The sequence below is a fragment of the Shigella sp. FC1567 genome, assembly GCF_001743015.1.
GTDB lineage: Bacteria > Pseudomonadota > Gammaproteobacteria > Enterobacterales > Enterobacteriaceae > Escherichia > Escherichia coli.
In genome coordinates this window covers 1-12489 of sequence record NZ_MIIV01000032.1, presented here as the reverse complement: position 1 = coordinate 12489, position 12489 = coordinate 1, and the positions used below count along the sequence as shown (strand labels likewise).

Annotated in this window: 15 protein-coding genes and 1 pseudogene; 10 read left to right on the top strand and 6 right to left on the bottom strand. The window is 50.3% G+C overall.

What is annotated here, in order from left to right:
• Positions 1-165: IS1 family transposase (locus tag BHE85_RS02740; protein WP_047664789.1), on the bottom strand; the 165-nt coding region annotated here is incomplete at its 3' end.
• A 54-nt stretch (positions 166-219) separates the two neighbouring features.
• A pseudogene (gene yghX, locus BHE85_RS02735) lies at positions 220-636 on the bottom strand (YghX family hydrolase); the annotation flags it as partial.
• Positions 637-791: 155 nt separating this feature from the next.
• Here yghX and gpr point away from each other — a divergent pair.
• Positions 792-1832: an L-glyceraldehyde 3-phosphate reductase gene (gpr, locus tag BHE85_RS02730; protein ID WP_000262152.1), complete on the top strand. Its 1041-nt coding sequence runs from the start codon at positions 792-794 to the stop codon at positions 1830-1832.
• Between the two features lie 39 nt (positions 1833-1871).
• Here gpr and BHE85_RS02725 read toward each other — a convergent pair whose 3' ends face one another.
• Positions 1872-2366 carry a TIGR00645 family protein gene (locus BHE85_RS02725; RefSeq protein WP_000439331.1) on the bottom strand — a complete coding sequence of 165 codons (495 nt, stop codon included), beginning with the start codon at positions 2364-2366 and terminating at the stop codon, positions 1872-1874.
• 190 nt (positions 2367-2556) lie between these two features.
• On the opposite strand from BHE85_RS02725, the gene yghA reads away from it, so the two are divergent.
• Entirely contained in the window at positions 2557-3441 is an 885-nt protein-coding gene (yghA, locus tag BHE85_RS02720; protein WP_000018760.1) for an NADP(+)-dependent aldehyde reductase, read from the top strand.
• A 271-nt stretch (positions 3442-3712) separates the two neighbouring features.
• Here the strand turns inward: yghA and exbD are convergent, their stop codons facing one another.
• Together exbD and exbB are read right to left on the bottom strand one after the other, a co-directional pair.
• Positions 3713-4138: a TonB system transport protein ExbD gene (gene exbD, locus BHE85_RS02715; RefSeq protein ID WP_001240712.1), complete on the bottom strand. Its 426-nt coding sequence runs from the start codon at positions 4136-4138 to the stop codon at positions 3713-3715.
• Positions 4139-4144: 6 nt separating this feature from the next.
• Positions 4145-4879: a tol-pal system-associated acyl-CoA thioesterase gene (gene exbB, locus BHE85_RS02710; protein WP_000527839.1), complete on the bottom strand. Its 735-nt coding sequence runs from the start codon at positions 4877-4879 to the stop codon at positions 4145-4147.
• A 251-nt stretch (positions 4880-5130) separates the two neighbouring features.
• Here exbB and metC point away from each other — a divergent pair, with 251 nt between their 5' ends.
• A complete protein-coding gene (gene metC, locus BHE85_RS02705; RefSeq protein ID WP_001320425.1) occupies positions 5131-6318 on the top strand; it encodes a cystathionine beta-lyase in 1188 nt (395 codons plus the stop codon).
• A gap of 139 nt (positions 6319-6457) precedes the next feature.
• Positions 6458-7117, top strand: coding sequence for a DedA family general envelope maintenance protein YghB (yghB, locus tag BHE85_RS02700; protein WP_000268416.1), 660 nt, complete (start codon positions 6458-6460; stop codon positions 7115-7117).
• A gap of 39 nt (positions 7118-7156) precedes the next feature.
• Here the strand turns inward: yghB and yqhC are convergent, their stop codons facing one another.
• Entirely contained in the window at positions 7157-8056 is a 900-nt protein-coding gene (yqhC, locus tag BHE85_RS02695) for a DNA-binding transcriptional regulator YqhC (RefSeq protein WP_001298382.1), read from the bottom strand.
• A 193-nt stretch (positions 8057-8249) separates the two neighbouring features.
• Here yqhC and yqhD point away from each other — a divergent pair, with 193 nt between their 5' ends.
• The 6 genes from yqhD to BHE85_RS02665 all read left to right on the top strand — a co-directional run.
• On the top strand, positions 8250-9413 hold the full coding sequence (gene yqhD, locus BHE85_RS02690; protein WP_001058826.1) for an alcohol dehydrogenase: 1164 nt from the start codon (positions 8250-8252) through the stop codon (positions 9411-9413).
• 104 nt (positions 9414-9517) lie between these two features.
• On the top strand, positions 9518-10345 hold the full coding sequence (dkgA, locus tag BHE85_RS02685) for a 2,5-didehydrogluconate reductase DkgA (protein ID WP_000013126.1): 828 nt from the start codon (positions 9518-9520) through the stop codon (positions 10343-10345).
• A 199-nt stretch (positions 10346-10544) separates the two neighbouring features.
• Complete coding sequence (locus tag BHE85_RS02680) at positions 10545-11471, top strand: YqhG/Tai3 family protein (RefSeq protein ID WP_000691638.1); 927 nt, start codon at positions 10545-10547, stop codon at positions 11469-11471.
• Between the two features lie 50 nt (positions 11472-11521).
• A complete protein-coding gene (yqhH, locus tag BHE85_RS02675) occupies positions 11522-11779 on the top strand; it encodes a lipoprotein YqhH (RefSeq protein ID WP_000848528.1) in 258 nt (85 codons plus the stop codon).
• 79 nt (positions 11780-11858) lie between these two features.
• Positions 11859-12296 (top strand): hypothetical protein, encoded by a 438-nt coding sequence (locus BHE85_RS02670; protein WP_001255442.1) that lies wholly within the window; start codon positions 11859-11861, stop codon positions 12294-12296.
• 28 nt (positions 12297-12324) lie between these two features.
• Positions 12325-12489: IS1 family transposase (locus BHE85_RS02665; protein ID WP_047664789.1), on the top strand; the 165-nt coding region annotated here is incomplete at its 3' end.

The window sequence follows — 12489 nt, the reverse complement described above, 5'->3', positions numbered from 1 at the left end:
TTTCTGGTGCGTACCGGGCTGAGAGGCGGTGTAAGTGAACTGTAGTTGCCATGTTTTACGGCAATGAGAGCAGAGATAGCGCTGATGTCCGGCAGTGCTTTTGCCGTTACGCACCACGCCTTCAGTAGCGGAGCAGGAAGGACATCTGATGGAAATGGAAGCCACGCAAGCACCTTAAAATCACCATCATACACTAAATCAGTAAGTTGGCAGCATTACCCCTCCAACGGAACTTAAGCCGTCAGGTGCCAGGGCGATATACCCCGCCTTCGTCACTCGCCGTGCCACATCTTCGATATACGGATTCAGTCCACGATTCTCATGCACCACCACCACGGCTGGCGTTTTGCCGCTCATTTTTGCGGGTTTCACCAGATAACCCCGTACCTCGCCGTGACCATTTGGCGAAGGATACGTGATGTACTCAGCAACAATCTCCGGGTCGGTAAACTCTACCTGAGTCGTCAGCACATAATTTGGCTTGAGCAAATCAAACAACGCTAATGCCGTCATCCCGCCCACCGCATACTTCGCCGCAAGGTTGAGGAACTCACGTTTCGAAATTTTCCCGTGAGCGTAATAGTCGTAGTAATCCAACAACTCTTGTGGGAAATCTTTGGCGGTTAAACGCGGCATCGTTGCATTCCTCAACTGGTGTTTTTTAAGCAAAGCATAAGCGCGTGTTTTTGCCCAGTTTTTCGTCACTCTGTGAGCCAGACTACGGGATACGCGCTGGCGAATCGCTAAACTAGAAACATTGTTTCGAAATTGAACGGTGGAAAGGAGAGGTCATGGTCTGGTTAGCGAATCCCGAACGTTACGGGCAGATGCAGTACCGCTATTGCGGAAAAAGTGGTTTACGCCTGCCCGCGTTATCGCTCGGTTTATGGCACAATTTCGGTCACGTTAACGCGCTGGAATCACAGCGTGCAATCCTGCGTAAAGCGTTTGATTTAGGCATTACGCACTTTGATTTAGCCAACAATTACGGGCCGCCTCCAGGAAGCGCAGAAGAGAACTTTGGTCGCCTGCTGCGGGAGGATTTTGCCGCTTATCGCGATGAACTGATTATCTCTACCAAGGCTGGCTACGATATGTGGCCCGGCCCTTACGGCTCTGGCGGTTCACGTAAATACCTGCTCGCCAGCCTCGACCAAAGCCTGAAGCGTATGGGGCTTGAGTATGTCGATATCTTTTACTCTCATCGCGTCGATGAAAATACGCCGATGGAAGAAACCGCCTCTGCGCTGGCTCATGCGGTACAAAGCGGTAAGGCGCTGTATGTCGGGATCTCCTCTTACTCGCCAGAGCGGACGCAAAAAATGGTCGAGTTGCTGCACGAGTGGAAAATTCCGCTTTTAATTCATCAACCTTCGTACAATTTACTGAACCGCTGGGTGGATAAAAGCGGCCTGCTGGATACCCTGCAAAATAACGGCGTGGGCTGTATTGCCTTTACTCCTCTGGCTCAGGGATTGCTGACCGGAAAATATCTCAACGGCATTCCGCAAGATTCACGGATGCATCGTGAAGGGAATAAAGTTCGTGGTCTGACGCCGAAAATGCTTACCGAAGCCAACCTCAACAGCCTGCGCTTATTGAATGAAATGGCACAGCAGCGTGGACAATCAATGGCGCAAATGGCGTTAAGCTGGTTGCTGAAAGATGATCGCGTGACGTCGGTATTGATTGGTGTCAGCCGCGCGGAGCAACTAGAGGAGAACGTGCAGGCGCTGAATAATCTGACATTTAGCACCGAGGAGCTGGCGCAGATTGATCAGCATATCGCCGATGGCGAGCTGAATCTGTGGCAGGCGTCTTCCGATAAATGACCTGTTAATAACGGGCGCGCGAACCGCGCCCGAATCAGATCAGTGATTATGACGAGTCAGTCGGTCAAGATAGCCCATCACAAATGCAGAGAGCACAAACGTCAGATGGATAATGACGTACCACATCAGTTTGTTATCCGGGACATTTTTCGCATCCATAAAGACGCGCAGTAAGTGAATGGAAGAAATTGCCACAATCGACGCTGCTACTTTGTTTTTCAGCGACGTTGCGTCCATTTTCCCCAGCCAGTTCAGCTTCTCTTTGTTCTCGGAGATATCCAGCTGCGAGACGAAATTCTCATAACCGGAAAACATCACCATCACCAGCAAACCGCCAACCAGCGTCATATCCACCAGCGACAGCAACACGAGGATCAAATCTGATTCCGCCATCGAGAAGATATTCGGCAGTACGTGAATAATCTCCTGGAAGAACTTCAGCGCCAGGGCAACTAACGCCAGCGAAAGGCCAAAGTACACGGGGGCAAGCAGCCAGCGAGAAGCATACATTGCATTTTCAAGAAAACGTTCCATACATTCCTGTCGTGTAGTTAAAACGGGCAACAGTATATCGCAATTGAGTAAACAGCACGCAACAGCAAATCAACATATACGTTAAACCTTTGTCGCATAATTCTGAGGTTTAGGGATCTTCCTGGTTCCCTTATCAACGCATCGAGAGCGTCTACCCTTAAAAGACGTTGAACCTGAAGGGAGAAAAACAATGTCTCATTTAAAAGACCCGACTACGCAGTATTACACTGGTGAATATCCCAAACAGAAACAACCGACGCCAGGCATCCAGGCGAAGATGACACCGGTACCGGATTGCGGCGAGAAAACCTATGTTGGTAGCGGTCGCCTGAAAGATCGTAAAGCACTGGTGACAGGGGGCGATTCCGGAATAGGTCGCGCTGCCGCCATCGCTTACGCGCGTGAAGGGGCTGACGTGGCGATCAGTTATCTTCCCGTGGAAGAAGAAGACGCTCAGGATGTGAAAAAGATCATTGAAGAATGCGGACGCAAAGCCGTTCTGCTGCCAGGCGATTTAAGCGATGAGAAATTCGCCCGTTCGCTGGTTCACGAAGCGCACAAGGCGTTAGGCGGGCTGGATATTATGGCGCTGGTCGCCGGGAAACAGGTTGCCATTCCGGATATTGCAGACCTCACCAGCGAACAGTTTCAAAAGACCTTTGCCATTAACGTTTTCGCGCTGTTCTGGCTAACCCAGGAAGCGATCCCCCTGCTACCGAAAGGTGCAAGTATCATCACCACTTCGTCAATCCAGGCATACCAGCCAAGTCCGCATTTACTGGACTATGCGGCTACGAAGGCGGCGATTCTGAACTACAGCCGTGGCCTGGCAAAACAGGTCGCGGAGAAAGGTATTCGGGTGAATATTGTCGCGCCAGGCCCTATCTGGACGGCACTGCAAATTTCCGGCGGACAAACGCAGGATAAGATCCCGCAGTTTGGTCAGCAAACGCCGATGAAGCGTGCGGGGCAACCGGCGGAACTGGCCCCTGTATATGTTTATCTGGCAAGTCAGGAGTCGAGCTACGTCACCGCAGAAGTGCACGGTGTGTGCGGCGGCGAGCATTTAGGTTAAAAAAATGCCCGGTTGTGAAAAGCAACCGGGCATCATTGTGAATTCACTCTTACCTGATGTGGCGAAAACGCCTTATCCGCCTACAAACGCATGAAGATTCAACATGTTGCAATAGATTTTGTAGGCCTGATAAGCGTAGCGCATCAGGCATTGAGCACCTAATGCCGGATGCGGCGTGAACGCCTTATCCGGCCTACAAACGCACGAAGATTCAACATGTTGCAATAGATTTTGTAGGCCTGATGAGCGTAGCGCATCAGGCAATTCTACTTTACTTCGCTTTGGCGGTTTCTTCGCCGACCAGACCTATCTTCAGGTAACCCGCCTGATGCAGCGTATCCATTACCTTCATCAACGTCTCGTAATCGACGGTTTTATCCGCTCGGAAGAAGATGGTGGTGTCTTTCTTGCCTTCGGTTAACGCATTCAACGCCGTAATCATTGTTTCATCGGTGACCGGATCGTTACCGATAAACATCGAGTTGTCTGCCTTCACCGACAGATAAACCGGTTTTTCCGGGCGCGGCTGCGGCGTGCTGGTAGAAGCAGGCAAGTTCACCTTCACATCTACCGTCGCTAACGGTGCCGCCACCATAAAGATAATCAGCAGAACCAACATCACGTCGATAAACGGCGTCACGTTGATATCATGCATTTCGCCGTTATCGTCGAGGTTTTCGTTAAGATGCATTGCCATCGGATATTATCCTGCGCGTAATTTTTGTGCGACACGAACCGGATGCGCAGCGGCGCTGGCTTCCAGATCCAGGTCACGGCTTTGCAGCAACAATACCTGCGCTGCAACATCACCCAGCATCGCTTTAAAGCCGCCAATCTGGCGTGCAAATACGTTATAGATAACGACCGCAGGAATCGCTGCCACGAGGCCGATTGCCGTTGCTAACAGAGCTTCTGCGATACCCGGCGCAACGACTGCCAGGTTAGTGGTCTGCGTTTGCGCGATACCAATAAAGCTGTTCATGATGCCCCAGACCGTACCAAACAGACCAACGAACGGAGAAATCGCGCCGATGGTTGCCAGATAGCCGTTACCGCGGCCCATTTGACGACCCACTGCGGCGACCCGACGCTCCAGACGGAAGCTGGTACGTTCTTTAATACCTTCGTTATCGTCGCTGCCTTCTGACAGTTCCAGCTCATTCTGCGCTTCATTGAACAAATGCAGGCTTAAGCTTTTGCTACCAAAATCAGCGGCGATATCGTTGGCCTGGTTTAAGGAACGCGCTTCAGCCAGCAGTTGCTGCTCGCGCTTTAGGCGACGCTTCTGATTGAAGAACTCTACGCTCTTACTGAAGAAGATTGCCCAGGTGACTACGGAGGCCAAAATAAGCCCAATCATCACGCACTTAACGACAATATCGGCGTGCTGATACATACCCCAGACGGAAAGGTCTGTCTGCATTAAATTATTACCCACTGTGTATCTCCAGGACGCAAGTCACAAAATCTGCGCATAATAATATCAAAACGACGTCGAATTGATAGTCATTCTCATTACTATTTGCATACTGCCGTACCTTTGCTTTCTTTTCCTTGCGTTTACGCAGTAAAAAAGTCACCAGCACGCCATTTGCGAAAATTTTCTGCTTTATGCCAATTCTTCAGGATGCGCCCGCGAATATTCATGCTAGTTTAGACATCCAGACGTATAAAAACAGGAATCCCGACATGGCGGACAAAAAGCTTGATACTCAACTGGTGAATGCAGGACGCAGCAAAAAATACACTCTTGGCGCGGTAAATAGCGTGATTCAGCGCGCTTCTTCGCTGGTATTTGAGAGTATGGAAGCCAAAAAGCACGCGACGCGCAATCGCGCCAATGGCGAGTTGTTCTATGGACGGCGCGGAACGTTAACCCATTTTTCCTTACAACAAGCGATGTGTGAACTGGAAGGTGGCGCAGGCTGCGCGCTATTTCCCTGCGGGGCGGCAGCGGTTGCTAATTCGATTCTTGCTTTTGTCGAACAGGGCGATCATGTGTTGATGACCAACACTGCCTATGAACCGAGTCAGGATTTCTGTAGCAAAATCCTCAGCAAACTGGGCGTAACGACATCGTGGTTTGATCCGCTGATTGGTGCCGATATCGTTAAGCATCTGCAGCCAAACACTAAAATCGTGTTTCTGGAATCGCCAGGCTCCATCACCATGGAAGTCCACGACGTTCCGGCGATTGTTGCCGCCGTACGCAGTGTGGTGCCGGATGCCATCATTATGATCGACAACACCTGGGCAGCCGGTGTGCTGTTTAAGGCACTGGATTTTGGCATCGATGTTTCTATTCAAGCCGCCACCAAATATCTGGTTGGGCATTCAGATGCGATGATTGGCACTGCCGTGTGCAATGCCCGTTGCTGGGAGCAGCTACGGGAAAACGCCTATCTGATGGGCCAGATGGTCGATGCCGATACCGCCTATATAACCAGCCGTGGCCTGCGCACATTAGGTGTGCGTTTGCGTCAACATCATGAAAGCAGTCTGAAAGTGGCTGAATGGCTGGCAGAACATCCGCAAGTAGCGCGAGTTAACCACCCTGCTCTGCCTGGCAGTAAAGGACACGAATTCTGGAAACGAGACTTTACAGGTAGCAGCGGGCTGTTTTCCTTTGTGCTTAAGAAAAAACTCAGTAATGAAGAGCTGGCGAACTATCTGGATAACTTCAGTTTATTCAGCATGGCCTACTCGTGGGGCGGGTATGAATCGTTGATCCTGGCGAATCAACCAGAACATATCGCCGCCATTCGCCCACAAGGCGAGATCGATTTTAGCGGGACCTTGATTCGCCTGCATATTGGTCTGGAAGATGTCGACGATCTGATTGCCGATCTGGACGCCGGTTTTGCGCGAATTGTATAACATTGCCACTTTTGGACAATTTTGCAGACATTTAATTGTGAAAAGTCTTAAATTGTTGCGTCCGGGATCAAGGCGTCCCGGACGAATCAGGAGTACAATAGGCAGATAAAGGCTTAAACGCTGTTCCACAGGAAAGTCCATGGCTGTTATTCAAGATATCATCGCTGCGCTCTGGCAACACGACTTTGCCGCGCTGGCGGATCCTCATATTGTTAGCGTTGTTTACTTTGTCATGTTTGCCACGCTGTTTTTAGAAAACGGCCTGCTGCCCGCCTCATTTTTGCCAGGCGACAGCTTGTTGATACTGGCAGGCGCATTGATTGCCCAGGGGGTTATGGATTTTCTGCCTACGATTGCGATTCTGACCGCCGCAGCAAGTCTGGGCTGCTGGCTAAGTTATATTCAGGGGCGCTGGTTAGGGAATACCAAAACGGTGAAAGGCTGGCTGGCACAGCTTCCTGCTAAATATCACCAGCGCGCCACCTGCATGTTTGACCGCCACGGTCTGCTGGCGCTGCTGGCTGGACGTTTTCTTGCATTTGTCCGTACGCTGCTGCCAACCATGGCGGGAATTTCCGGTCTGCCAAACCGTCGCTTCCAGTTTTTCAACTGGTTAAGTGGATTGCTGTGGGTCAGCGTGGTAACCAGTTTTGGCTATGCCTTAAGTATGATTCCGTTCGTTAAACGCCATGAAGATCAGGTAATGACGTTCCTGATGATCCTGCCAATTGCCTTGTTAACCGCTGGCTTGTTAGGCATGCTGTTTGTGGTGATTAAAAAAAAATACTGTAACGCCTGACGATTTTCCCCGTTCCCGGCTGCTGTACCGGGAACGTATTTAATTCCCCTGCATCGCCCGCATTCTTGCCGCATCTTCCCCCGGCGTCACACCGAAGTAACGTTTAAACTCACGGCTAAATTGCGATGCGCTTTCATAGCCGACGCGCATCGCTGCTGCGCTGGCCTTCATGCCGTCATGGATGATCATCATCCGCGCCTTATGCAGACGGTAATTCTTCAAATACTGCAACGGCGAGGTGCTGGTGACAGACTTAAAATTATGGTGGAACGCCGATACGCTCATGTTGGCTTCTGCCGCCAGTTGCTCGACGCTCAGGTTTTCGGTGTATTTATTCTCAATCCGTTTCAGCACGCGGCTAATCAGACTGAAGTGAGTCTGGCGACTGACCAGCGCCAGTAACGCGCCGCCGCAAGGTCCGGTCAGCACGTAGTACAGAATTTCGCGGATGATCTGTTTGCCGAGAATACGCGCATCCAGTGGTCGCTCCATCACGTCGAGTAACCGCTCCGCCGCGCATAAAATCTCTTCTGATAACGTGGCGGAGTTAATCCCGCTGGCTGCCATCGACGGCTGGAAATGCTCATCTTCGCCAATGTCCATCAACAGTTCCTGTAACTGCAAAATATCGACATTGAGACGCAACCCTGCCAGCGGCACCTCTGACGTGGCATAGGTTTCGCACTCAAACGGCAACGGCACCGTCAGCAGCAGGTATTCATTGGCATCATAACGAAACACGCGTTCATTGATATAACCGATTTTATGCCCGGAAAAGAGAATTATGATGCCAGGCTCGTACATCACCGGTGTACGTGCGAAAGGCGTCTCACCATACAACAAACGCACATCGGGCAACAGTTCTGACAAACTATTTTCTTTATTTTTCAGTTTATTAACTTTATCCGCCAGCAAGCGGCAAATCTCTTCACGTTTCATATCGCGTAATTTCTTAGGAATAATGCGGCAATTTGATTGTGCGCAATTTTGTAGCATTTCTCCAGCACTCTGGAGAAATAGGCAAGACATTGGCAGAAATGAGCATTGAGAGCCAGGGCGCTGGCGATCACAATGAAAAACATCAGGCAGATCGTTCTCTGCCCTCATATTGGCCCAGCAAAGGGAGCAAGTAATGAACAACTTTAATCTGCACACCCCAACCCGCATTCTGTTTGGTAAAGGCGCAATCGCTGGTTTACGCGAACAAATTCCTCACGATGCTCGCGTATTGATTACCTACGGTGGCGGCAGCGTGAAAAAAACCGGCGTTCTCGATCAAGTTCTGGATGCCCTGAAAGGCATGGACGTGCTGGAATTTGGCGGTATTGAGCCAAACCCGGCTTATGAAACGCTGATGAACGCCGTGAAACTGGTTCGCGAACAGAAAGTGACTTTCCTGCTGGCGGTTGGCGGCGGTTCTGTACTGGACGGCACCAAATTTATCGCCGCAGCGGATAACTATCCGGAAAATATCGATCCGTGGCACATTCTGCAAACGGGCGGTAAAGAGATTAAAAGCGCCATCCCGATGGGCTGTGTGCTGACGCTGCCAGCAACCGGTTCAGAATCCAACGCAGGCGCGGTGATCTCCCGTAAAACCACTGGCGACAAGCAGGCGTTCCATTCTGCCCATGTTCAGCCGGTATTTGCCGTGCTCGATCCGGTTTATACCTACACCCTGCCGCCGCGTCAGGTGGCTAACGGCGTAGTGGACGCCTTTGTACACACCGTGGAACAGTATGTTACCAAACCGGTTGATGCCAAAATTCAGGACCGTTTCGCAGAAGGCATTTTGCTGACGCTGATCGAAGATGGTCCGAAAGCCCTGAAAGAGCCAGAAAACTACGATGTGCGCGCCAACGTCATGTGGGCGGCGACGCAGGCGCTGAACGGTTTGATTGGCGCTGGCGTACCGCAGGACTGGGCAACGCATATGCTGGGCCACGAACTGACTGCGATGCACGGTCTGGATCACGCGCAAACACTGGCTATCGTCCTGCCTGCACTGTGGAATGAAAAACGCGATACCAAGCGCGCTAAGCTGCTGCAATATGCTGAACGCGTCTGGAACATCACTGAAGGTTCCGACGATGAGCGTATTGACGCCGCGATTGCCGCAACCCGCAATTTCTTTGAGCAATTAGGCGTGCCGACCCACCTCTCCGACTACGGTCTGGACGGCAGCTCCATCCCGGCTTTGCTGAAAAAACTGGAAGAGCACGGCATGACCCAACTGGGCGAAAATCATGACATTACGTTGGATGTCAGCCGCCGTATATACGAAGCCGCCCGCTAAGCTTTTTACGCCTCAAACTTTCGTTTTCGGGCATTTCGTCCAGACTTAAGTTCACAACACCTCACCGGAGCCTGCTCCGGTGAGTTCATATAAAGGAGGAACGTATGGCTAATCCAACCGTTATTAAGCTACAGGATGGCAATGTCATGCCCCAGCTGGGACTGGGCGTCTGGCAAGCAAGTAATGAGGAAGTAATCATCGCCATTCAAAAAGCGTTAGAAGTGGGTTATCGCTCGATTGATACCGCCGCGGCCTACAAGAACGAAGAAGGTGTCGGCAAAGCCCTGAAAAATGCCTCAGTCAACAGAGAAGAACTGTTCATCACCACTAAGCTGTGGAACGACGACCACAAGCGCCCCCGCGAAGCCCTGCTCGACAGCCTGAAAAAACTCCAGCTTGATTATATCGACCTCTACTTAATGCACTGGCCCGTTCCCGCTATCGACCATTATGTCGAAGCATGGAAAGGCATGATCGAATTGCAAAAAGAGGGATTAATCAAAAGCATCGGCGTGTGCAACTTCCAGATCCATCACCTGCAACGCCTGATTGATGAAACTGGCGTGACGCCTGTGATAAACCAGATCGAACTTCATCCGCTGATGCAACAACGCCAGCTACACGCCTGGAACGCGACACACAAAATCCAGACCGAATCCTGGAGCCCATTAGCGCAAGGAGGGAAAGGCGTTTTCGATCAGAAAGTCATTCGCGATCTGGCAGATAAATACGGCAAAACCCCGGCGCAGATTGTTATCCGCTGGCATCTGGATAGCGGCCTGGTGGTGATCCCGAAATCGGTCACACCTTCACGTATTGCCGAAAACTTTGATGTCTGGGATTTCCGTCTCGACAAAGACGAACTCGGCGAAATTGCAAAACTCGATCAGGGCAAGCGTCTCGGTCCCGATCCTGACCAGTTCGGCGGCTAACATGCAAATTCTCCCGGTGGCGGTAATGTTCCGCTACCGGACTTTTCAGAAATCATTTATTCCCCTCGCGTCCCGCCCGTTGTTACTCTTCCTTGTTCAGGAATGCCAAATATAAGGACATCATCATGCAGAGCCGGAAGCTCTTAAAAGAACAACTCATCTATATCCGGGATAAACGCAACGGAGAGGTGAAAAACAGATGAAAATAATACTTCTGTTTTTAGCAGCCCTGGCAAGTTTTACCGTACACGCGCAGCCTCCTTCACAGACCGTAGAACAAACAGTCCGGCAGATTTATCAGAACTATAAATCAGATGCCAGTACGCCTTATTTCGGTGAAACCGGAGAGCGGGCGATAACTTCAGCGCGTATTCAACAGGCGCTTACCCTGAACGACAATCTTACGCTGCCGGGCAATATTGGCTGGCTGGATTATGATCCGGTTTGTGATTGTCAGGATTTTGGCGATCTGGTGCTAGAAAGCGTTGCGATAACCCAAACTGACGCCGATCATGCCGATGCCGTTGTGCGCTTTCGTATCTTTAAAGATGATAAAGAAAAGACCACGCAGACACTGAAAATGGTGGCGGAAAATGGTCGTTGGGTCATTGACGATATTGTCAGCAATCATGGCAGTGTCTTACAAGCAGTTAATAGCGAGAATGAAAAAACGCTGGCCGCTTTAGCTTCGTTGCAAAAAGAACAGCCGGAAGCCTTTGTTGCCGAACTCTTTGAACATATTGCTGATTATAGCTGGCCGTGGACGTGGGTGGTTTCCGACTCTTACCGCCAGGCGGTTAATGCCTTCTATAAAACCACCTTCAAGACGGCCAATAATCCCGATGAAGATATGCAAATAGAACGGCAATTTATTTACGACAATCCGATCTGTTTTGGCGAAGAGTCGCTATTTTCACGCGTTGATGAAATTCGAGTCCTGGAGAAAACCGCCGATTCCGCCCGCATTCATGTTCGTTTTACGCTGACCAATGGCAACAACGAAGAGCAAGAACTGGTTTTACAGCGGCGCGAAGGCAAGTGGGAAATCGCTGATTTTATCCGCCCGAACAGCGGCAGCCTACTTAAGCAGATTGAGGCAAAAACTGCCGCCAGATTAAAGCAATGAGCTGAATTAAATAACAATTAGCCGGAACAATAAATAAAAGGGAACACTATATGAAAACGATTTTCACCGTGGGAGCTGTTGTTCTGGCAACCTGCTTGCTCAGTGGCTGCGTCAATGAGCAAAAGGTCAATCAGCTGGCGAGCAATGTGCAAACATTAAATGCCAAAATCGCCCGGCTTGAGCAGGATATGAAAGCACTACGCCCACAAATCTATGCTGCCAAATCCGAAGCTAACAGAGCCAATACGCGTCTTGATGCACAGGACTATTTTGATTGCCTGCGCTGCTTGCGTATGTACGCAGAATGATAAAAAAATCCCCGGCAGCATGTCAGTTGCCGGGTTATAGGCTGTTTGCTAAAAAAAAGCCAAACATAAGGACATGATTATGCGACGCTGGCACACCTGTTTTTTTATTCTGCTGTTCTGTGGCTTCAGCGGAAACGTGTTGTGCAAAGAATCGATTAATGAAGCGATAGAACGTTTGTACCAACCATTGACCAGTAATGACGATATACCAATAACCGATGAATTCAGTCTCGATTTGCGAAGTAATATGAGCGCTACTCCTGGCAAAATGACACCCTGGCTGAATAATAATCTTTTGTGTCGCTGTGTCGATGACGCTTTCGTTTCTGCAGAAATAATCCAAAGCACACACCTAAATGGCGGCCGAACGCATGTACTGTTGCAGCTGGTTATCAAACAAAATCGCACAGATATCCACCGGTTACTGGGGCTAATGCTGGTTCGTGAAAATGATAATCATCGTTGGCTAATAGAAGACATCGATGACGGTGGTAATGCTGCCAACTTACTGATTTAGTGTATGATGGTGATTTTAAGGTGCTTGCGTGGCTTCCATTTCCATCAGATGTCCTTCCTGCTCCGCTACTGAAGGCGTGGTGCGTAACGGCAAAAGCACTGCCGGACATCAGCGCTATCTCTGCTCTCATTGCCGTAAAACATGGCAACTACAGTTCACTTACACCGCCTCTCAGCCCGGTACGCACCAGAAA

Bases quoted from the DNA above. Each gene is read 5' to 3' on its own strand.
- dkgA (WP_000013126.1), top strand. From the start codon at position 9,518: ATGGCTAATCCAACCGTTATTAAGCTACAGGATGGCAATGTCATGCCC.
- yghA (WP_000018760.1), top strand. From the start codon at position 2,557: ATGTCTCATTTAAAAGACCCGACTACGCAGTATTACACTGGTGAATAT.
- metC (WP_001320425.1), top strand. From the start codon at position 5,131: ATGGCGGACAAAAAGCTTGATACTCAACTGGTGAATGCAGGACGCAGC.
- yqhD (WP_001058826.1), top strand. From the start codon at position 8,250: ATGAACAACTTTAATCTGCACACCCCAACCCGCATTCTGTTTGGTAAA.
- BHE85_RS02680 (WP_000691638.1), top strand. From the start codon at position 10,545: ATGAAAATAATACTTCTGTTTTTAGCAGCCCTGGCAAGTTTTACCGTA.
- exbD (WP_001240712.1), bottom strand. From the start codon at position 4,138: ATGGCAATGCATCTTAACGAAAACCTCGACGATAACGGCGAAATGCAT.
- yqhH (WP_000848528.1), top strand. From the start codon at position 11,522: ATGAAAACGATTTTCACCGTGGGAGCTGTTGTTCTGGCAACCTGCTTG.
- BHE85_RS02670 (WP_001255442.1), top strand. From the start codon at position 11,859: ATGCGACGCTGGCACACCTGTTTTTTTATTCTGCTGTTCTGTGGCTTC.
- BHE85_RS02725 (WP_000439331.1), bottom strand. From the start codon at position 2,366: ATGGAACGTTTTCTTGAAAATGCAATGTATGCTTCTCGCTGGCTGCTT.
- yghB (WP_000268416.1), top strand. From the start codon at position 6,458: ATGGCTGTTATTCAAGATATCATCGCTGCGCTCTGGCAACACGACTTT.
- yqhC (WP_001298382.1), bottom strand. From the start codon at position 8,056: ATGAAACGTGAAGAGATTTGCCGCTTGCTGGCGGATAAAGTTAATAAA.
- gpr (WP_000262152.1), top strand. From the start codon at position 792: ATGGTCTGGTTAGCGAATCCCGAACGTTACGGGCAGATGCAGTACCGC.